This is a genomic window from Labrenzia sp. R5_0, assembly GCF_017743835.1.
GTDB lineage: Bacteria > Pseudomonadota > Alphaproteobacteria > Rhizobiales > Stappiaceae > Roseibium > Roseibium algicola.
The window spans coordinates 1,085,193-1,106,148 of sequence record NZ_JAGHRK010000002.1 but is presented as its reverse complement, the minus strand read 5'-3'; the positions used below and the strand labels follow the sequence as shown (position 1 = coordinate 1,106,148).

The window sequence follows — 20,956 nt, the reverse complement described above, 5'->3', positions numbered from 1 at the left end:
CCTGCACCGGGCAGGAGGCCGGCACGATCCCGTGCAGGCCTGATGCCGAAAAACGTCAGAGCAACACGGCGTTCCGGGTGTTGACGCTCATCTTCACTTCCATGCCGGGTTCGTACCAGTCGACACCGCCCACATGTTTCTGATCGATGATCAGCTCACTGCCTGCTGCTTCCACCAGGTAGCGCGTCTGGCTGCCGAGAAATTCCCGGTGCTTGACCTTGCCCGTAATCAGGTCCGGGTGGTTCTGGTCGGTGACGATTTCGATGTTCTGCGGCCGCAGCACGAGCGAAGAACCGTCGGGGCTGCCTGCACCGAGATGAAGCACTTCGCCGGAGGCAATCTTGAAGGTATTTCCGCCGTCGCCACGCTGAAGTGTGCCGTCGATGATGTTTGCGGTTCCCAGGAATTTTGCCACGAACAGATTTGCCGGCGTGTCGTAGAGCTCCTGCGGCGTGCCCATCTGCTGGATGACACCGCCGTCGAGCACGGCCATCCGGTCGGCGGTGGTGTTGGCCTCTTCCTGGTCGTGGGTGACGAAGATGGTCGTCAGGCCCAGCTTCCTTTGAAGGGACAAAAGTTCCCGGCGCATCTGGATGCGCAGGCTGGCGTCAAGGTTCGACAGCGGCTCGTCGAGCAACAGGACATCCGGCTCGACGACGACGGTACGGGCAAGAGCCACGCGCTGTTGCTGGCCGCCGGAAAGCTGGGAAGGCATGCGGTCGGCGAGATGCAGGAGGCCGACGAGTTCCAGCGCCGATTCCACACGGGTACCGATGTCCTTGCGCGCGACTTTCCGCTCCTCAAGGCCGAAGGCGACGTTGGCACGAACCGACATGTGAGGCCACAGGGCATAGGACTGGAACACCATGCCGACATTGCGTTTCCAGGGCGGAAGCTTGGCAATGTCGCGGCCTCCGATGAGAATGCGTCCTCTGGGCGTCGGACCGAAGCCTGCAATGGCACGCAGGAGGGTGGATTTGCCGGAGCCCGACGGGCCAAGGAAGGCGTAGAATTCACCCGGTTCGATGGTCATGTTGACGCCGCGCAGGACTTCGGTGGTGCCGAAGGAGAGATGCAGGTCCTCGATCCGTATTTCGACTGCTTTTCTGGTCATTGGAAGTGTTTCCTCGAAATTGAACGCTCAGTGGGATGCGCGGACTTCGGCCTTGCGAGCCCGGTCCTTCTCGATGATGCGGTTCGACAGGTACGTCCCCAGGCCGACGATCACGACGGCGAGGATGCCGAGTGCCGCGCCGGCACCCCGGCCGGACGGACTTTGCATGTAGAGGTAGATCCCGTAGGAGAGCGGAGCGTCGTCGCTGGTGGAGACCAGCATGATGGTTGCCGACAGTTCGACTGCGGCAGTGGCAAAGCTGGTGACGAAACCGGCGAGGATCCCCCCGGCCATCAGCGGAACGACGATCCTGCGGATGGAGCGGCCCTTGGAGGCGCCGAGGTTTTCCGCTGCTTCCTCAAGCGACAGGCTGACCTGTTGAAGCGCGGCCATGCAGGCCCTGAGCGCATAGGGCAGGCGGCGCACGGTCAGGGCGATCACGATGATGACCCACCAGGACGCCAGCGGCTTGCCGATGACCGGCACCTCGAAGCTGTGGAACAGGCGCAGGTAGCCGATGCCGAGCACGACGCCGGGTACGGCAAGCGCGGCGGTCGCCATGTAGTCGAGCATCTTGCGGCCCTTGATGCCGGTTCGCAGCACGATGTAGGCGATTGCCGTTCCCAGGATGATGTCGAAGCCGGCGGCAAGGCCTGCGTAGATCAATGTGTTGACCACATATTGCAGGGACTGTTCGAACACGGTGGCGAAGTTGGCCAGCGTGTAGCCGTCCGGCAGCGGGCTGAACGACCAGATCGTGCCGAACGCAAGCAGCGTCAGACCGAAATGCGGCGACAGAACCAGAAGCAGGATGAAGACGACGACGCCATAGGCAACGATCTTCTCGCCGCGCGACAGGTCGCGCCGCGCAAGGCCGCCACCGCCCTTTTGAACCGTGGCGTAATCCTTGCCCCGCATGAACAGGAAGGATGCCCACAGCGAAAAGACCGAGAAGGCCACCAGGATGAAGGAAATGACGTAGCCCATCGGATCGCTGATGCCGACGGAGGAAATGCGCAGATAGGCCTGGGGGGCCAGCATGTTGTTGACGTTGAGCAGCAACGGGGTGCCGAGATCGTCAAAGACCTTGATGAACACCAGCGCGGCGCCGGCAATGTAACCGGGCATGGCGAGCGGGAATACGATCCGGCGGAACAGGCGCAAGCCCGTGCAGCCGAGGTTCTGCGCCGATTCTTCCATTGCCTTGTCGATGTTGCGGAGCGACGCCGACAGGTTGATCAGGATGAACGGGAAATAGTGCAGGGACTGGACGAAGATGACGCCGTTCAGGCCTTCCATGAACGGGATCTTGAAGCCAAGGTATTGCGACAGCAGAAGGTTGACCGTGCCGTTGCGGCCGAACAGGAGCTGCATCGCGATGGCGCCGACGAAGGGCGGCATGATCAGCGGGATGACGCCGATGCTCTGGATCAGCGCGCTTCCACCGAAGTTGAAACGGGTGGTGATATAGGCCAGCGGCAGGGCGATAACCGTTGCCACGACCACGGACATCGCCGAGACGTAGAAGGAGTTCACGAAGGAACTGCGGAACAGCGACGAGCGGAAGAAATCGCCGAAATTCTGGAGTGTCAGGGCTCCTGTGTGGGGATCCTGAAAGGCGACATAGGTCACCTTCAAGACGGGAAGGATGAGAAACGCCAGCAGGAAGATGGCGATCGCGACGCCCGCAATTGCGGTGCCGGACAGCTCGGGAAATATGCGCCACTGCCTTGCAGGCGCAGTCGCTGCATTGCTCGTAGTCATCGGCTATGAACTCCGGGGAAGAGGCCGCACCTTCCCTGTTCCGGGCGGTGCGGCAAGTTCGACGTGATGTTGTTTTTGGTTTTCCGTCAGAGGCTGGCGGCTTTTTCCGCCAGAGCCTTGGCCTTTGCGTAGTTCTCGACCACGAAGGCATCCCACTGCTGCTCGACTTCCGCCTGGCGGCCCTCGATGACGTCGCTTTCCTTCTTGCGTTTCTGCTGGAAGACGGCGGCGAAGGAGGGGTCGAGACTTTCTTCCTCGGTGATGGGGGTAGCGTCGATGAGTGCGCGTGCTTCGGCGATCAGTGCCTTGGCTTCCGCATTGTCCTTGTCGGCAAGCGCAATCTCGGCAAGCTGCACTGCCCTGACGGCTTCACGCAGCTCGGTCAGACGGTAGGTGACCATGACGTCGAACAGGGAATTGACGACGTTGTAGCGCTTTTCCGAGCGGTCGGCGTCGAAGTTGACCGATGCCTTCACATCGTCGCCTTCGAACGGGTTCGGAATGCCGTCCGGTGCGGTCGCGTAAGCGGCCGGGTTGACCGGCAGACGCATGATGGCCGGATCGAACAGGACCTGCTGGCCTTCCGGCGACAGCACGAACTCGATGAACGCCTTTGCACCTTCCGGGTTCGGAGCGTTTTTCACGACACCGATGTTGGCAGGTACAACGGCAGTGACCGACGGATAGGCGAAGTCGACCGGGAAGCCGGACGCGCGGGACGAGAAGCCGAAGAAGTCGATAACGACGCCGAGGCCGAAGTTGCCCGAGTTGACGCCATCCGGCACACCGAAGCTGCGCTCGGTGACCGTGTTCATGTTACCGGAAATCCACTTCCAGTCGGCCCAGCCCTTTTCCCAGCCGGCGCCCTGCAGAAGCGTTTCGACCGTCAGGTGCGTGGTGCCGGAGCGGGACGGTGCGGACATGCCGACATGACCGAAATATTCCGGCTTGGCCAGGTCTTCCCATTCCTTTGCCGGTGCCAGCTCGTTGGCCTGCAGGTAGCGGGTGTTCCACATGATGCCGTAACCGGATGCGGCAAAACCGTAATAGAAGCCGTCGGGATCATTGATCGGGTACGTGCCGATCTTTTCCGGAATGCCTTCGGCGTTGATTTCGACCTTGGCAAGCAGGTCGTTGCCCTTGAGCACTTCGAATGCATCGGGGGCGGATGCCCACATCAGGTCGGACGTGTTGTTTCCGGCGGTTTCCTGAATGTATTTGACGGCTGCGGATGTTCCCTTGCTCAGGATCTCCAGCTCGTAGTCCAGGTTGGATGCAGCAAAGGCGGCTTCGAATGCATCGGTCAGTTCCTTCGGAAAGGATGTCACGACGACCACCTTGTCGGCAGCATTCGCCACGCCGGCAGACACCAGCAGTCCCAGTGCCGTCAGGCCCAGTAATTTCCTCATTGGATTATGTCTCCTCCATTCTGACGCAAGGGGGTGATCCAGCCCCTTGTTCGTTCAGCGAGGAAACGCTATCACTGGCGAAATTTTCGAGTCAAATTATTGAATTTATTGATATTTTTGTGTCAAAACTGACACGTTCAACGTGTCGATCATGACCCGTCTTCCTCCGCAAGGCCGCAGCTTTTCAGGCGCAGGTAAAGTCTTTTGCGCGGGATGCCGAGCAGTTCGGCGGCTTCTGCCTTTCGGCCACCGGTCTGAAGCAGAGCGTTCTGCAAGAGCTCGGTTTCGAAGGCGGTCATGGCCGCCTCATAGCCTGTGGAGACCTCAATTGGCTGGCCGCTGCCTATCTGCAGGTCAGCCTCCAGGCCGATGACAAGCCGTGCAGCGATGTTGCGAATTTCGCGAACATTGCCGGGCCAGTCATAGGTGAGGAACTGCTTTTTCTGGCGCTGTGACAGTTTCGGAAGCGGCAGGCCGTGGTTTTCCGAGGCCTGATCCAGAAGGTGTTCCATCAGTTCGATGACATCCCCGCCGCGTTCACGCACCGGCGGGAGGGACAGGGTTGCCACATTCATCCGGTGATAGAGATCGCCCCGCAGGCGGCCATCGTGAACGAGGACGGCAGGATTGGTCTTCACGCCGGCGATGACGCGGATATCGACCGGGACGGCATCGCTGCCGCCCAGCCTGGTGATCTTGCGCTCTTCCAGTACACGCAGAAACCGCGTCTGCAGCGCATTGGGCATGGAATCAAGTTCATCCAGATAGAGTGTTCCGCCCTGCGCCCGTTCGATCCGCCCCGGGAAGGAGCCGTTTTCGGTTTCGAAGCCGAACAGTTCGCGGTCGATGTCCATCTCCGTGACGGCACCGCAGTTGATCGTCACAAGCGGTCCCGGCGCGCGCGGGGACAGTTGATGCAGACAGCGTGCGGTCAGGTCCTTGCCGGTGCCGGTTTCGCCGTGCAGAAGCACATCGACATTCAGTGGGCCGATGCGCGAAATCGTCGACCGCAGGTCAGCCATGACCTGCGAACTGCCGATTAACTCACCCTGAGGATCGCGGATGCGCTGAACCTTGCGCCGCAGCGCCAGGTTTTCGAGTTGCAGCCTGCGCTTTTCAAGTGCCCGGCGGGCCGTGTCGATCAGGTGTTGCGGTTCGGTGGATTTCTCGATGAAGTCATAGGCGTTGTGCTTCATCGCCTGGATCGCGGTCTTCACGTCGCCGTGTGCCGTAATGACGATGAAGGGCACCTGGGGGGCATTTTCCTGGATCAGGCGAAGAAACTCCATGCCGGTTCTGCCGGGCATGCGAATATCGCTGATGACGATGCCGTTCCAGTTGGGCTGGATCTGTTCGGCAATCACATTGGCGTTGGCGTAGCAACGCACGCTGAACCCGGCGAGCTCGAGCGTTTCCTGCATTGCTTCCAGCAGATCCGCATCATCGTCGACCAGAACGATTTCGCCCGTTTCAAACCGAGTGCTCAAGCTGCCCCACCTTGTTCTGTGCCGCGCATGGCAGCCTCAGCTGAACGGTTACGCCACCCTGGTCGTTTTCCGCAAGTTCCAGATGCCCGTCCATGTCCTGCATGATGTTGAAGGAGATGGTCAATCCAAGACCGAGACCCTTGCCGACTTCCTTGGTGGTCACGAACGGGTCGGTCAGCTGCGTTGCCGATTGCCCCTGAAGGCCGATGCCGTTGTCGGCGATCAGGATGGTCGCGTCACCGCCGGTTTGCTCTGCCTCGATGCGGATTTCACCGCCGCCTGCCGCTTTCATGTCGATGGCGTCGACCGAGTTGCCGATGACGTTGATCAGGACCTGTTCCAGCAACACGGGATCCGCGCGGAGGGTTAGCTTGCCGGCAGCGTCGGAGACCTTGAGCGCGACGCTGCTTTCCTCCAGGCGCCGCTCGAACAGCGATACGACAGGTTCCAGTGCCTGATCCAGCGTCAGGTCCTTGACCGCGTAGTCCGAACGGCGGGCAATGCCGTTCAGGTGCTTGATGACGCGCGACATCCGCTCGGCAAGGTTTTCAACGACGTCGACCTTGGCTTCGACCGCTTCGCTCTTGCCTTTGGCAAGCAGCAGTCGAAGATTGTGCAGGTGATGTTTCATGGCCGCGAGCGGCTGGTTCAGTTCGTGACTGATACCAGCAGACATCTGGCCGAGAGCCGCCAGCTTGCCGGCCTGAACAAGTTCGCGCTGGGTCTGCTTCAACTGGTCGAAGGCACGTTTGCGCTCGACGATTTCCTTTTGCAGGTTTTCGTGGGTTCTGTTCAGTTCAACCACGGAGGATCTGAATATCTCCGTCGCTGCCCCCATTCGGGCGATTTCGTCGTTGCCGCGGGTGGGGATCGGCGTGGAGAGATTGCCCTGAGCGATCTCGATCAGGGCTTCTGCCAGCCGGTGCAGTCGGGCAACGATCTGGTTGCGGACATAAAACAGCAGAATGCCGGCGCAGATGACGCCGCAGATGACAGTTGCGACGGCCAGCAGCAGAGAGGCAATGCGCAGCCGTTCGGCTGCCTGATTGGTAAAGGTGAGGGCGGCAAGACGGCGCTCCCTGCCGAGTTCGACCAGGGCTGCCTGAAGATCTGCGACGGCGGCCTGTGCGGTGCTGAGGTCGCCAAGTGCCTGTTGCTGCAACTCGATCCGGTCACGCGAACCTGCAAAGACCCCCGTTTCGTCATAGGCGAAGGCCTGCAACCGCTCCAGCGAGGACACCAGCGTTTCGGTGTCGGCCTTTTGCGGGACCTCCGCCAGCATGCCCTGGAGGTTTTCAAGCGCGTCGAAATTCAGATCTTCGAGCTGTGCGAGTTTTTCCGCCGTGTCGACATAAAGCGCCTGCAGCAGGAAGGTAATCGCCGTCGCCGTGCTTGACCCGATTGTCTGCATCTGTTCGCGAAGAAGGGTTTCCTGCCGGATGATCGCGGCAGCCGCGACCCGGTCGGTGCGCGACTGCGAGCGGACCATTTCGGACGACAGGCTGTCGATGTTGAAGGACAGGTCCTGAATGCGGGCAGCGACTTCGGTCTGGATATCGATCTGCAGCCAGCGCAGTTCCACCTGGTAGTGTTCCAGCGACCTGTTGATTGCCTGCAGATCCCGGGAGACCTGCAGGAAGGAGCCGAGCTTGTCGCTCAAGGTTTCCTTCGCCTCGATTATCTTCGCGGTGTTTTTCGTGTCGCTCAGGATGTTTGTTTCCAGAAGGCCCGAAATGCCCTGGCTTGCGGCTTCCACATCCTCGCGCATGGCTTCCGGTTCGCGTTCCCGGGTCTGCGCGGCAATCTCGGTCGCGATGACGGCCAGCCGCGTCGCATATTCGGAAAGTTCGGATGCCAAGGCGATTTCCGGAATGCTCTTTTCGGTGATCTCGCCAAAATCGCTGCGTGCCTGAGTGAAGAAGACTACGCCGATGGCCAGGATGATCCAGGTGATCGCGGCAATCGTGAGGATGGACAGCAGCAATCGAAACCATATCGTGCCGCGCCCGCGGTTTGCCGTCTCAGTCATTGACAGCCAGACCATTCCGGATGCTTGCCTCGAGCCCTGTCAGCATGGCATCGACTTCCGCCAGTTGCTCCCTGGCGGCAACGCGCCAGGTGGCAAGGCTCCATTCTTCGCCGGTTCCGACAAGCGAGTTCGCGCCTTCCTCCTGTGCGTCCCGGTAGCGTTCCGAGCGTACGGCATCGATCTCGGACACGGGAAGCTGGTTGAGCTTCTTCTTAATCTTGATCAGCGAAGGGACGAGATCGGGAGGCGCCTGACGGCTCAAAGTTTCCAGGCGCCGCAACAGGTTTCTGCGCTGAACCAGATTTCTGGTGATGAAGATGTCGAACAGGTCGTTGACGGCCTGATACCGGGTTTCGGCAAGATTGGGGTCATAGGTGGACCAGCTGAATTTCAGCGCAGCCTGCACTTCCCTGGGGAACTGGTTCAGGGATTGTTCGCGTACAGAAGTGTCCACCGGAATCCTGCGGATGTCGGGCTGTGTCAGCAGTTCCTGCGCCGGTGTGCTCAACATGAAATCGATGAACAGGCCCGCCTCCTCATGGGCGGAACCGTGGTTGAGAACGGAAATCCGGGCAGGGGCCATCATGACCGGTTGACCATATTGAAAGCGGACGCCGTCGTCGGCTTCCGTCAGCGCGAGAAAATCAATCGACAGGCCGACATCGAAGCGGCCGCGCTTGAGCCCTTCTATGACACTGAAACTGCGGGCGGTGATGGTCTTGAGGTTCTGGGACAGGCCGAAGATATACTGCCAGCCCCGATCCCAGCCGCGGTCCTGAAGGATGACTTCCAGCAGCATGTGCGTGGACCCTGACCGGGCAGGGTGGGACATGGCCAGCCTGTCCTGAAAGCGTGCGTCCAGCAGATCGTTCCAGCTTGTGGGCGGCCTGCCTTCAAAGTCTTCCATCCAGCACCAGCCGACACCGGAATAGGCGAAATCGACAAAGGTCTGGCTGCTGTCCTGTGAGCGTTCCCGCAGGCGGCCAAATTTCTCGAGAAGGGAAAAGGCCTCCGGCGATGACGACCAGAACAGGTCGAAGCCGCGCGGGTTGTCCAGCAGGATTTCCTCGACCGAGGCGACCGTGTTCTTGTTCAGGACAGTAACGTTGATCGCCGGGTACTTCTTCGAAAACGCATCGACGAAGGGCTTCGTGAAATAGTCCGGAAAGGACGTCAGGACACGAAGATCCCGCGCGTTTGCGGCAGTCAACAGCAGGAGTGTCGCCAGGCAGGACATTGCAATGACGGCCAGCATGACGGATATTTTCTGAAAACTGATTGCGCCTGACATCCCGGATTGCCTCATTTTGAGGCACCTTATATCAGAATTCCGAGCGTCGACGGAAATATGCAAGGCGATGGTGCCAGACCCTTCGGGTTCCGCCGTGTGCTCGGCAACCTGAGCGAGACAAACCGGGCTAGCTGTCCATCTTGCAGGCGGCGCTAAAGGAATATCCGACGCCATAGACAGACTTGATGGGCGATTCCACCCCGGTCTGATCCTGGATCTTGCGCCTGAGGCGGCTGACGACGGCATCCAGATGCCGGTTGTCGAATTGGGTCTGGCGATTGGAAAGAAGCCGGGAAAGATCGTCCCGGGCGCAAGGAGCGCCGGAATTGGAGACCAGGGCTTCCAGAAAGATCCTTTCGGTTGCGGTCAACTTTATGGCGTCGCCGTCCGGTGGCAGAAGCTTCCAGGAGACATTGTCCAGCACCCATTCAGCCGTGCTGTTGCCTTCTGATGAAGCACCGGACAGTCTGCGTATGAGGCTCTGCACCGCAGCCAGTATTTCCCTGAGGCTGGTGTGCTTGACGAGATAGATGTCCGCGCCGCTGTCGAACCCGCGGACACGGCTTTCGCTGTCACCGTGTGCGGTCAGCATGATGATGCCGCAATTGATTTTCGCCCTCAGGTCACCTGCAAGGTCGAAGCCGTTTCCATCCGGCAGCGAGACATCCAGGATCACGACATCCGGTCGGTCGGCGTCATCCAGCGCGGTCCACATTTCGGCCGCGCCGCCCGCGCCGCTGACCTGAAAGCCGTTGAGACGCATATAATCCAACAAGTCGGCGCGAAGAGCACTTTCGTCCTCCACTATCAAAATCCTGTTCATGCCGGTTCCTCCTCCTGCATGGTCTCAGAGTCCGCTCGCGCAAATCCGGGAAGCGGCAGGAAAACTCTGGCAATCGTGCCGCCGCCTTGTCTTGCACTCAAATCCAGATGTCCCTGGTGATAGCCGACGAGCTGCCGGCAGGAATGCAGGCCGAGCCCGCTGCCTCCGGTTCCGCCCGTGTTCGAGGCCCTGTAAAAACGATTGCCGATCTGCGCAAGGTCCCGATCCGGAATGCCAATCCCGCGGTCCTTCACTTCCAGAACGATATCACCGTTGTGGGCCCCTATCGTGATCTCGACCTCGGCGTCCTTTGGTGAGTATTTGAGCGCGTTGTCGACCAGATTGACGATCACCGTGCGGAGCATCTCGGTATCTCCCCGGTATGCCGGCATCGGCGCAACGGGATGAAGCCTGAGGCGTTCGCCAAGGCCGGCATGGTCGAAGTGCCGCTGAACGTCCTCATAAAGGGCCGGGAAATCCACCTGCTCGATCTTCAGCACACCTTCATCCTGCCGCTCGCTTGCAAGAAAACGATCGATCAGCATCGTCATGCGGGAAACGGCCTCGTCGATGCTTTTCAGACGTTGGGCGACAGCCTGCTGCGGTCGTTCCAGCATCAGGGTGAGCATGTCGCTAGCGTAGCGGATTGCGGCCAGGGGAGTGCGAAACTCATGGCTGACCATGCGCATCAACTGGCGCTGGTCCTGACGGGCGGCCTTTTCCCCTTCCAGACTGGCGGACAGTTCTCCCTCCAGACGCCGTCGCAATGTTACTTCGCGCGCAAGCGCGGCGTTGCGGTCGCGCAAATCCATGGACAGGCGCATGCCCACCATGAAGATCAGACAGAAGAAAAAGCCGACAATGAAGATGTGTCCCTGGAAGAAGTACCATGTGTTGATGTTGGTCATCACCGGATTGGCAACGGTCGATGGCTGAATGTAGACGAGTGCGCTCTGCAGCAGACTTGCGGCGGAATATTCCCCAAGCAGGAAGATCATGATCCAGCGCAGGAAAGGGGGTTGGGAGCGGTCGCGGTAAAGCGTCCGGATCATCAGTGCCATCATCACCACCGTGAAGGCAGTGGAGGCATGAATGCGCAGGCCGAGGTCTGTCGGGTCATAGATAACGGCGAAGATCCAGAACAGGAGCTGTGCCGCGAGACAGAACGCGCTGATACCGACAAAACGGGGTTGTCCCAGGAAGCGCGCCAGGCCGTCGGCCCACAGGACCAGGCCAAACTTGATCACCATGTTGTCCGTTACGACGCGAATGAGCGATGGGTCCGGACCGCGCTGCAAATAGAGAAACAATCCAATCGCGATGGCGAAGAAACCGGCCGCGATGACCTTCAGTTCATAGATCTGGCGCCAGACGAACCAGACGAGAAGCCAGGCAACTGACATGAAAGCGGTTGTCGCGAATTCCAGCAGCAACATGGTCTTGAGATCGAGCATGCGCTTGTGATGACGGAAGCGGCCTGCCTGTTCAAGTAACAGTTTCGAGGCCTTGATTGCGGCAGCTTCGATTTCAGGCAGGTGTCACCCAAAGGAAGCAAGTCTCGTCAGAATCTGTCAGAATTGATTAGTATTGGTAGGTGGAATTCGATCACTCGCCATCTGTATTTACACCAATGTTGACCGTCGTGGGCACAAGACGACGCAACAGCGGGAGTATTAATACAAATGGCGTCCAGGACCCGAAGCACCGGCGTTTCAAGCGCAACGGTTGAGCCTGCCATTCCATCCGGCTCAAACCGGACAGCCTCCCTTGCCGCATTTCTGCTGCTGACGACAGCCCTTGTCCCCACCGCAGCCTTTTCAGGCGATGCCCTGCCGCAAGGGGGCAGTTTCACGCATGGCAACGGAACCATTACGCAAGGTGGTTCAAGGGTTGATGTGAAGCAATCCAGCGATGCCGGTATCGTGAACTGGGGCAGCTTTTCCATCGGGTCCGGCAATCAGGTTCATTTCGACAATGGCGCCGGTGCGACGCTCAATCGGGTCACGGGCAATGTGCCGAGCCGTATCGATGGCAACCTCAGCGCGACGGGCAGCGTGTTTCTCGTCAATCCCGCCGGAGTTGCCGTTGGCAGCGGCGGGCTTGTGTCGACGGGTGGTTCGTTTGTCGCTTCGACGCAGGACGTTACCGACAGCGATTTTCTGAATGGTGGCGGCCTGACCTTTTCCGGCACGAGCGGTGCCGAAGTCGTAAATGCGGGCACTATCCGGTCTGCGCAGGGTGACATTGCACTGATTGCGCGCCGCGTTGAAAACAGTGGCACGCTTGAAGCGCCCAACGGGACCGCAGCCCTTGCCGCTGGCTACGAAGTCCTGATGAAAGACGTCGCCGATGCAGACGGCCTGTTGTCGGTCAAGCTTGGCGGAGCCGATACCGAAGCACTCAATTCCGGAACCATCTCGGCAGCCAACGCTGAAATCCGCGCGAATGGCGGCAATGTCTTTGCGCTGGCTGGAAACACGGATGGTGTCGTCAAGGCAACCGGTGTCAGCACTTCCGGTGGCCGGATATTCCTGACGGCGGGCAATACGGGCAAGGTCCAGGTCAGTGGCAAGCTCAAGTCGCGCAGACTGGCGGAGAACGTTCCGGTTCCGGGTGTAAAGCCGGCGACCGAGGGTGGCGCCATCACGGTGACGGGCGGAGAAATCACGATCACCGGTACGCTCGACGCCTCGGCGGAAGAAAGCGGCGTCAAGGGTGGTGAAATCGTGGTGTTTGCCGAGGACACGGCAAGTGTTTCCGGATCGTTGAGCGCCAGGGGTGGCGTGGGCGGCGAAGGCGGCTTTGTCGAAACGTCTGCCCGAAACACGATCGATTTTTCCGGAATTGCGGTCGACACCTCGGCTGAAGGCGGTCAGACCGGCCTCTGGCTGATCGACCCGGTTGACCTGACGGTCGATGCGGCGGCGGCGGCAACGATCTCTTCCAACCTCGCCAGCAACAACGTCAGCCTGCAGACCACCAACTCGTCGGCAAGCGGTCCGGGCAACCAGAGTGCGGGCGACGGCAACATCACCATCAATTCCGGCATCACCTGGACGAGCACAAACACACTCACGCTCAACGCCTATAACGACATCGCGATCAATGCGGCCATCGACGGCCAGAACGGTGGGCTGACCCTGCTGGCTTACGGTAACAGCGGGACGGCTGCTGTCGGCACGATCTCGACGGGAGCGGCCGGCGCGGTCGATGTCGACAATTTCGCTCTCACAAGGGGTGTCTGGGATCAGGTCGGCACGGGCCTGCCAGACTTTGCCACGAACGCACTGAGTGTTGGATTCGGCACTTTCATCCGGGCGCAGGGTGGCGATGGCACTTTTTCCAACCCTTATGCGCTATTTGACGTTTATGGCCTGCAAGGGATAACGACCCATGACAGGCGTGGTGGCGGGTCCGGCGATATCAGCCTTTACTATGAGCTTGCGAACGATATCGACGCGTCGACGACATCATCTTGGAATAACGGTGCTGGCTTTGACCCTGTTTCCTTTTCCGGAAGCCTGGATGGCAAGGGACATACGATAGACGGCCTCTATATCAACCGGCCTTCCGAAGGTAATGTCGCACTCATAAGCTATTGGCAAGACAACTATTTCACTTCCGGACGTGACCTTGAGATAAAGGACCTTACACTCACGAACGCGTCTGTTACCGGCGACAACCAGACGGCAATTCTGGTCGGCGACACAGGTGGTGGAAACTATCACGGTCACAACATGTCGAATGTGACTGTCAGTGGAACCGTTCAGACGAATTCCTGGGGCGCAGGCGTCGTGGCCAGGTATTTCGGCAACATCGACCAGTCGACCATGACCAATGTTCATGCGGATGTTTCCGTCACGACGACGGATGGGGGCAGCGCCACCGGCGGCCTCGTCGCGATCATGGGTGAAGGGCTGACAATCTCGAATTCCAGCTCGACAGGATCGATAACCGGAGGGCAGGTCGGTGGTCTTGTCGGCACCACAGACGACAACGACAACAGGATCGAAAATTCCTATTCGACGGCGACAGTCACCTCGTCAGGGAGCTTTCGGGAGGCTGGTGGACTGGTTGGGTACGCAGAAGATCTGACGATCTCGAACTCGTATTTTGCGGGCCAAGTGCTCGGCACAAACGGTGCCGCGGCTGGAGGGCTCATCGGTACGGCCGACAGGAACACGGTTATTCAGAACTCCTTTGTTACGGGTCTTGTAGAGGCTGAAGGGTATGCAGCCGCATTGGTCGCTGAAGTCTCCGACTCAAGCGTTTCGATAACCGACTCGGCCTGGGATACTGAAACGACCGGACAAACCGAGGTGATCGGTTACTCGGCTCCCTATACCGCTACCGTGACCAACACGAGCGGCCTGACGACTTCTCAGATGCAGGGATCCCTGACGCTGGGCAGCTTTACGCTGGACAGCAGCATCTGGGGCACTGGCAGCGGACTTTTTCCTTATTTCAAGTGGGAGTATGCCGCCACACCCGAGGCGGTCTCAGGCATCGTCTACAGTGATGCGGGCACGACAGCCCAATCCGGGGCAAATGTCAGCGCGCTTTCCGGCGGCAATCTTGTCGGCAGTGCTGTGACCGGGGCAAACGGGTATTATTACATCCTGACCACGGCCGGGTCGCTCAATTCCGCCGGGGCACTGGCCTATCTGGACGGTGAAAGCACCAAAGCGGCGACTTTCGCCGACACAGTAACGTCGACCGGCGTCTCCGGAGCCGATATCTGGGGCAATGCCTTCAACGTCAATACCGGTGCAGCGGCCACGACGGACGTGGTCACCGCTCTGGACACGACCATCGGCGCGTTCAGCGACACCGATCTCAACTTCCTGCGCAACACGTCGGCGGTTGTGCGAACCGACCAGAATGGCAACAGTCTCGACTTCAATTTGAATGCGACGTCCAACTTCAATCTCGACAACAATCTTTACGCCGGTGGCAACCTGACTGTTGCAACGAATGGTACATTTTCGGTCGGCGACAGCAACACCATCCTGTGGGCCCATGACGGTGACCTGACAGTGAACGGCGATGTCGCGTGGTCTGACAGCAACCAGCTTTCTCTCTACGCCGACGCCAGCAGCGCCTCCATCAAGATCAACGGCTCCGTCACCGCGGCGAACGGCAAGCTGCGTGTGGACCAGACGAGCAGCGCAACGAATGTCACTTCAACGGCGACGGGTGATATCCATGTCGACGATTTCCAGTCCGATACCGCCTGGCTGCAGGTCGGCAGCAGTTTGCCGGACTTTTATGCCCGGGATTTCGATATTCAGGGCGGTCATTTTGTGCGTGCGCTTGGTGGTGATGGATCGCAGGCCAACCCGTACCAGATCTTCGATGTCTACAGTCTTCAGGGCATACAGTCGGGTTCCGGAACCACACCGGTAAACTATGTGCTGACCCGGGATATCGACGCGTCGGGAACAGCGGCATGGAACGGTGGTTCCGGCTTTGCGTCGACAAGCCTTCGCGGCAATTTCGACGGTGGCGGCCATACGATCGATGGCCTGACCTCGACAGGTAACTTCAACACGATCGGGTTGTTTGGCGTCGTTAGAGCCGATGGTCAGGATATCTCCATTCATGATCTCAAACTGACGAACGTCAACATCGCGGGAGGGATCGGTGTTGGCGGGCTGATCGGCAACGCCGTTGGTGGCAAGGTCTCTGTATCGGATGTTTCGGTTGGCGGCACGGTGACAGGTGCAGGTAATGTCGGCGGCGTTGCCGGACGAATGGCGTCGGAGTATTCCGTTACCGACACACATTCCTCGGCGGATGTCACCACCACGGCCTATGCTGCCGGTGGCCTTATCGGTGATGGCCAGACTTCTGATGCATCGCAGGTTACCCGTTCGTCCGCTTCCGGCAACGTCAGTGGCCGTTATGACATCGGTGGACTGATGGGCCGGGCGTCGAATGTTGACGTTTCCAGATCTCATGCCAGCGGAACTGTCACGCTCCTTGCCGATAACACGGGTGGTACCACCACACCATATGGCGCAGGCGGTCTCATCGGCTCCATTGATTCGGGTTCGGTCGATCTCTCCTATGCGACCGGAACGGTGCAAAGTTCCGACAGCATCGCGACGCGTCTCGGTGGGCTGGTTGCCCACTCCCTCGGAGCGCCAATCACAAGGTCCTTTGCGACTGGCGACGTGATCCACACCGGCAGCACTGCCGGCGGGCTCGTTGGCCTGACGGTCAGCAGCATTTCCGACAGCTACGCCACCGGGGACGTGTCTGGCAGCAATGAGATCGGCGGCCTTGTCGGGCGGATGCTTGACGGGGCGTCCGTTACCCGTTCCTACGCAACCGGTGCCGTCTCCGCAAGCGTGAACGGCGGCGGCCTGGTCGGCACAATGGACGCAGGGACGATCACGCTCACCAACAGTGTCTGGGATACACAGACTACCGGGCTGAACAATGCAGTCGGCAATCAGCTTGGCGGTTCGGTCACCAATGCTTCCGGTGTGACCAGCAGTGCCATGCAGCAGCTCGACACGTTCGTTTCAGCCGGTTTTGGAATTGACGACCAGGGTGGCACGGCGAACACCTGGCGCATCTACGAGGGGCAGACAACTCCGCTCCTGCGAGGTTTCCTGACCGCAATTACGGTAACGGGTGACGACAAGTCGAAAGTATATGACGGAACGGTCTATTCCGGCGGGTTCACCTATGCCTTGTCGTCTGCCGGAGCGAGCCTCCTCGGAAGTTTCGATGGCGGTGCCGCCGTCACGGCAACCGCGGCCGGAAGTTATGCCATTGGGAACAGCTTCTATTCGCATCAGTTCGGCTACGACATTGTCAGCGTCGATGGCACGTTGACGATCACAAGCCCTTCCGAAACGTCTGGTTCTTCCGGCAGCGGACAGTCCTCCACCGATCCCCGCCAGCAGGTGCTGGAGCGCAACCGGTTGCAGAACCCGGATGCCGACGAGGCACTTGAAAACAACCCCTCTGCCTGCGAGCCGGGCGTCGTCGGCGGCGAAGGTGCCGTTCACCCCTGCAACCGCTCGTTCGGTCGCTGGCTCAGTGCGGCGGCAGAGTAGTCCGGCATGACAACACATACGATAACTGCGGCCCTGGTGGCCGGTCTTGCGCTCGTTTCCGAAGGTTCATTCGCCCAGCAGGCTCTTGAGAGAAACCTGCCTGCTGCCGAACCCGGAGAGCCGGTCTCGCTGGACGTCGCCCCCCAGGACTTCGGTGCCACCGACAGGTCACCACTCGGCGTTGACCTGGCCGGCGTTTATCTGATCGGCCAGTCCGACGATGTGGCAGGCCGGGCTCCAACGGGCATCGGTGGTCCGGCGGCTGCTTTCGATCAGGCCGCACTGGATGCCGTACTGTCGGAGTATCTCGGCAAGCCGCTTTCCCTCGCCCTTGCGGGGGAAATCCAGGCTGCCATAGCCCGCGTTTACAAGGATGCGGGCTATCCGTTCGTATCCGTGACCCTGCCACCGCAGGAAATAACCGGCGGGGTGCTGCAGGTCAGGGTGATCGAGTTCAAGTCGGGCAACGTGACGGTTCAGGGGCTCGACGAGCGCGACGCCGAGGAGATCCGCGCAAGGCTGCGGATCAACCCCGGTGGGCGCATTGATGCGCGCGCACTGGAAGAGGATCTCGGCTGGTTGAACCGCTCCCCCTACAGGCGGGCGAGTGGGGTCTTTCGCCCGGGCGAGGATGCTGCGCTTAGCGACCTCGAAGTCACGATCGATGAAGGCAGGCCCTGGCAGGTGTTTGCGGGGTGGTCCAATTCCGGGTCGCAGGACACAGGGCGCGACCGGTATTTTCTGGGTGGCAATGCGCGTCTTCCCTTTCCGGGCGGCCCCTGGCTTTCCTACCAGATGACCGCCAGCGACGACATCTGGAGCGATCCGGGAATTGTCATTCCGCGTGAAGGCGACTACCCCTCCTATGTGTCCCATGCAGGCAGGCTCACCATTTCGACGTGGGCCCGGCAAAGTCTTGAAATCGCACCGGCATTGGTTGCGTCACGCGAGACGCCGAACCGTTTTTTCGACTTTGAAAACACCACCTATGAATTGCCGATCATCTACAGGTCTGCCGTCTCGAATCTCCTGCCGGGGCGCTATTGGGGGGATATCTACACGGGCGTCGAGCTGAAACGTCTGGAGCGGACAACCTTCTTCAATGGCGTCGCGGTTGCCGATGGTGCCGCGGATCTGTTCCAGATGGTGCTAGGCTGGAGCAATTCGTTCGATGACCGTCTTGGCCGCACGGCAGTGGATGTCAGGGTGAAGGCCAATCCGGGAGGTGTTCTTCAGGGAAATGCGGCAACCACCTGGCAGACCTTTACCAATGGGCGTGTTCAGTCGGTTGACTATGCGTATCTTGCGGCAGACATCAGCCGGACAACGTCTCTTCCGAACAGGTTCTTCTGGGTAAGCGCCCTCTCGGGTACGCTCGCCGGGCAGGTGCTGCCGGATACGGAGCGGATCTCGCTTGGTGGGCGGTATGCTGTGCGCGGGTATAACTACGATGATGCCAGCGTGGACAGCGGTGTTATCTGGCGGAACGAATTGCGTCTGCCGTCCTTCTCGCCGCTTGCCGGCAACTTGCCTGAAAGCTGGCCGCAATCACTGACAAACGACAGTCTGTCGGCCTATCTGTTTGCCGATATCGGCTTCGGGATCGATCACGCCACAGACGACAATGCGACACTGTCCGGTGTCGGCGCCGGCTTCGACTATGCTCTTGGAGACAATCTGACGGCAAACCTGATCGCGGGCGTTGCCCTGCAGGACGCAGGAGAAACGGAAGCCGGGGACCTCAATCTGCAGGCCTCTATCACGGCGCGCTTCTGACGCTTCTCACGAGGCCAGGGCGCTTGCCGGTTCATATTGCGCTTTTGCCGCTTCCCTGGCGATCCAGTTCAGGTAACGGCCGTAGGTCGTGCCTGAAATTTCGCTCGCCAGGGCTTCGAGATCACCTCTTGAGATCCAGCCCTGGTAGAATGCGACCTCTTCAGGACAGGCAATCTTCAGGCGTTGGCGGGATTCCAGTGTCTGGATGAAGCAGGCTGCTTCCAGGAGCGATTCCGGCGTTCCTGCATCCAGCCAGGCATAGCCCCGGCCCAGCATCTGGACGCTGAGGTCACCGCTTTCCAGATAGGCCCTGTTGATGTCGGTGATTTCAAGTTCGCCGCGGGCGGATGGGGTGAGGGTCCGGGCGATGTCGACAACCCTGGCATCGTAGAAATAGAGGCCGGTCACCGCCCAGTCCGATTGCGGGGCAACCGGTTTTTCAACGATTGAGGCAGCCTTGCCAGCGCTGTCGAAGCCGACAACGCCATATCGTTCGGGATCATGAACCTGATAGGCGAATATGGTTGCGCCGGTCTCGTTTCGCCGGGCCGCCAGCATTTTTTCCGACAGGCCAGTGCCATGGAAAATGTTGTCACCCAGAATGAGGGCCGACGGTTCCCCGCCCAGAAAGTCTTCCGCGATCAGGAATGCCTGGGCGATGCCTGCAGGGTGCTTCTGGACAGCGTAGGACAGGTTCAAACCCCAGCGGTTTCCCTTGCCGAGGACGCGCTGGAACGCGCTCAGGTCCCGCGGTGTGCAGATGATCAGAATGTCTCGAATGCCGGCAAGCATCAGCGTGGTCAGCGGGTAGTAGATCATCGGTTTGTCGTAGACGGGCAGAAGCTGCTTCGAGCTTGCCAGCGTCATGGGAAACAGGCGGGACCCGGCGCCGCCGGCAAGAACAATTCCCTTCATACCCGGTTCCACTCCGTCACCACGTTGCGCCTTTCGACGACTGGTCCAAGGCGGGGCTGCCGTTGCGCCGAACGGTTCGGCAGCTTGCTCAAGAGCGCCTGCAGGCGCAGGACGCAGGCTGACAACTCGTATCTGGCGACAACGGTCCGGCGTGCCGCCCGGCGCATGGCCTGCCGGTCTGCCGGAGACTGCAACGTCGAACAAACTTCGGCAGCGATTGCCTTCGTGTCCCAGAAATCGACGAGCCTGCCGTTGACCCCGTCTCGAACGACTTCCTGAACCGGAGCGGTTTTGGACGCGATGACAGGTGCCTCGCAGGCCATGGCTTCGAGAAATGACCAGGACAGCACGAACGGGTAGGTCAGGTAGACATGGGCGGCAGAGACCTGAAACAGGCTCAGGAGATCCTTGTGCGGGATCTGTCCCAGAAAGTGGATCCGATCAGGTGGAAGGCCGGTTTCCTGAAGAAGCCGGTTGCGCCATGTGTCGCCACGAGACGGTGCGCGTCCGTAGCTGACGCCGTCGCCACCGGCAACAACGAACCTGGCTTCCGGATTTTCGCGGGCGACCAGTGCTGCTGCCTGCATGAATTGCGGAAAGCCGCGGTAGGGTTCCAGGTCACGTGCCGCGAAGGTGACCACCGGATCGCCCGCGGTCAGGTGTCTGCCGTCCGGCAGGCGAAATCCGGCCATCGGGTCGGGGCGAGCCCGGGTCGTGTCGATACCTTCATGCTGCACGAGGATCTTTGACCGGTATTCTGCGGGATAGCGGCTCTTCTGCCAGGCCGTCGGGCTGATGCCGGCATCGAGCTGGTCCAGAGTGGACAGCTGGATGGCGTTGCGGAGCCTCATGGTCTGGCGCTGCTGCAGCGACATCTCGTCGGAAGGTGCAAACCCGACATCTCCGCCCTGCGGCTGGAAGTAATATTCGCAGAAACCGATGGCAGGTACATCCGGCAGGGCATCCTTGACGAACATCATGCCGCCCCAACCGATATGTCCCATAACAATGTCGGGCTTGTGGCCGTTCAGGTCCAGCTTGTGCAGGATATCGGCAACCTTGCGGCCTGCCTCGATGTAGGGAACGGAAGGCCGTCCACCTGCGCTGGCCGCCTGCCGGGTGTCACCGGCATAGCGCAGCACACGCAGGCCCGGCACCGGCCGGTCCAGGGATTCGCATATGAGCGTGGCAGTCCAGCCATCGGCGATCAGACGCCGGGCAAGATGAACGAACTGCCCGGGCCCATGCCGGTGCACGAACACGATATGCATGTGCCAA

12 protein-coding genes are annotated in these 20,956 nt (G+C 60.1%); 2 read left to right on the top strand and 10 right to left on the bottom strand.

The window, feature by feature from the left end; all coding sequences use genetic code 11:
• Nucleotides 1-55: 55 nt before the first annotated feature.
• From J7447_RS13930 to J7447_RS13895, 8 genes are all read right to left on the bottom strand, one after another.
• Nucleotides 56-1,114 (bottom strand): ABC transporter ATP-binding protein, encoded by a 1,059-nt coding sequence (locus J7447_RS13930; RefSeq protein WP_023003308.1) that lies wholly within the window; start codon nucleotides 1,112-1,114, stop codon nucleotides 56-58.
• Between the two features lie 27 nt (nucleotides 1,115-1,141).
• A complete protein-coding gene (locus J7447_RS13925; protein WP_055656025.1) occupies nucleotides 1,142-2,878 on the bottom strand; it encodes an iron ABC transporter permease in 1,737 nt (578 codons plus the stop codon).
• 86 nt (nucleotides 2,879-2,964) lie between these two features.
• A complete protein-coding gene (locus J7447_RS13920; protein ID WP_055656022.1) occupies nucleotides 2,965-4,287 on the bottom strand; it encodes an extracellular solute-binding protein in 1,323 nt (440 codons plus the stop codon).
• Between the two features lie 149 nt (nucleotides 4,288-4,436).
• Nucleotides 4,437-5,774: a sigma-54 dependent transcriptional regulator gene (locus J7447_RS13915; protein ID WP_209169876.1), complete on the bottom strand. Its 1,338-nt coding sequence runs from the start codon at nucleotides 5,772-5,774 to the stop codon at nucleotides 4,437-4,439.
• Nucleotides 5,758-7,803 (bottom strand): ATP-binding protein, encoded by a 2,046-nt coding sequence (locus J7447_RS13910; RefSeq protein WP_209169875.1) that lies wholly within the window; start codon nucleotides 7,801-7,803, stop codon nucleotides 5,758-5,760. Before J7447_RS13910 ends, J7447_RS13915 begins: the two co-directional genes overlap by 17 nt.
• Nucleotides 7,796-9,094, bottom strand: coding sequence for an ABC transporter substrate-binding protein (locus tag J7447_RS13905; protein WP_209169874.1), 1,299 nt, complete (start codon nucleotides 9,092-9,094; stop codon nucleotides 7,796-7,798). The genes J7447_RS13910 and J7447_RS13905 overlap by 8 nt, the downstream gene beginning before the upstream one ends.
• Nucleotides 9,095-9,221: 127 nt before the next feature.
• Nucleotides 9,222-9,917 carry a response regulator transcription factor gene (locus tag J7447_RS13900; RefSeq protein WP_152505720.1) on the bottom strand — a complete coding sequence of 232 codons (696 nt, stop codon included), beginning with the start codon at nucleotides 9,915-9,917 and terminating at the stop codon, nucleotides 9,222-9,224.
• Nucleotides 9,914-11,371, bottom strand: a complete 1,458-nt coding sequence (locus J7447_RS13895) for a HAMP domain-containing sensor histidine kinase (protein WP_075282372.1) — start codon at nucleotides 11,369-11,371, stop codon at nucleotides 9,914-9,916. The genes J7447_RS13900 and J7447_RS13895 overlap by 4 nt, the downstream gene beginning before the upstream one ends.
• Before the next feature lie 228 nt (nucleotides 11,372-11,599).
• Here J7447_RS13895 and J7447_RS13890 point away from each other — a divergent pair, with 228 nt between their 5' ends.
• Both J7447_RS13890 and J7447_RS13885 read left to right on the top strand, forming a co-directional pair.
• A complete protein-coding gene (locus J7447_RS13890; RefSeq protein WP_209169873.1) occupies nucleotides 11,600-16,987 on the top strand; it encodes a filamentous hemagglutinin N-terminal domain-containing protein in 5,388 nt (1,795 codons plus the stop codon).
• 6 nt (nucleotides 16,988-16,993) lie between these two features.
• Nucleotides 16,994-18,763, top strand: coding sequence for a ShlB/FhaC/HecB family hemolysin secretion/activation protein (locus J7447_RS13885; RefSeq protein WP_209169872.1), 1,770 nt, complete (start codon nucleotides 16,994-16,996; stop codon nucleotides 18,761-18,763).
• Nucleotides 18,764-18,769: 6 nt separating this feature from the next.
• On the opposite strand, the gene rfbA is transcribed toward J7447_RS13885, so the two are convergent.
• Nucleotides 18,770-19,678: a glucose-1-phosphate thymidylyltransferase RfbA gene (rfbA, locus tag J7447_RS13880; RefSeq protein WP_075282398.1), complete on the bottom strand. Its 909-nt coding sequence runs from the start codon at nucleotides 19,676-19,678 to the stop codon at nucleotides 18,770-18,772.
• Nucleotides 19,675-20,949 carry a glycosyltransferase gene (locus tag J7447_RS13875; RefSeq protein ID WP_209169871.1) on the bottom strand — a complete coding sequence of 425 codons (1,275 nt, stop codon included), beginning with the start codon at nucleotides 20,947-20,949 and terminating at the stop codon, nucleotides 19,675-19,677. Before J7447_RS13875 ends, rfbA begins: the two co-directional genes overlap by 4 nt.
• Nucleotides 20,950-20,956 lie beyond the last annotated feature (7 nt).

What these genes read in the sequence shown, in the direction of transcription:
- J7447_RS13930 (WP_023003308.1), bottom strand. Translation starts at nt 1,114, where the DNA reads ATGACCAGAAAAGCAGTCGAAATACGGATCGAGGACCTGCATCTCTCC.
- J7447_RS13925 (WP_055656025.1), bottom strand. Translation starts at nt 2,878, where the DNA reads ATGACTACGAGCAATGCAGCGACTGCGCCTGCAAGGCAGTGGCGCATA.
- J7447_RS13920 (WP_055656022.1), bottom strand. Translation starts at nt 4,287, where the DNA reads ATGAGGAAATTACTGGGCCTGACGGCACTGGGACTGCTGGTGTCTGCC.
- J7447_RS13910 (WP_209169875.1), bottom strand. Translation starts at nt 7,803, where the DNA reads ATGACTGAGACGGCAAACCGCGGGCGCGGCACGATATGGTTTCGATTG.
- J7447_RS13905 (WP_209169874.1), bottom strand. Translation starts at nt 9,094, where the DNA reads ATGTCAGGCGCAATCAGTTTTCAGAAAATATCCGTCATGCTGGCCGTC.
- J7447_RS13900 (WP_152505720.1), bottom strand. Translation starts at nt 9,917, where the DNA reads ATGAACAGGATTTTGATAGTGGAGGACGAAAGTGCTCTTCGCGCCGAC.
- J7447_RS13895 (WP_075282372.1), bottom strand. Translation starts at nt 11,371, where the DNA reads ATGCTCGATCTCAAGACCATGTTGCTGCTGGAATTCGCGACAACCGCT.
- J7447_RS13890 (WP_209169873.1), top strand. Translation starts at nt 11,600, where the DNA reads ATGGCGTCCAGGACCCGAAGCACCGGCGTTTCAAGCGCAACGGTTGAG.
- J7447_RS13885 (WP_209169872.1), top strand. Translation starts at nt 16,994, where the DNA reads ATGACAACACATACGATAACTGCGGCCCTGGTGGCCGGTCTTGCGCTC.
- rfbA (WP_075282398.1), bottom strand. Translation starts at nt 19,678, where the DNA reads ATGAAGGGAATTGTTCTTGCCGGCGGCGCCGGGTCCCGCCTGTTTCCC.
- J7447_RS13875 (WP_209169871.1), bottom strand. Translation starts at nt 20,949, where the DNA reads ATGCATATCGTGTTCGTGCACCGGCATGGGCCCGGGCAGTTCGTTCAT.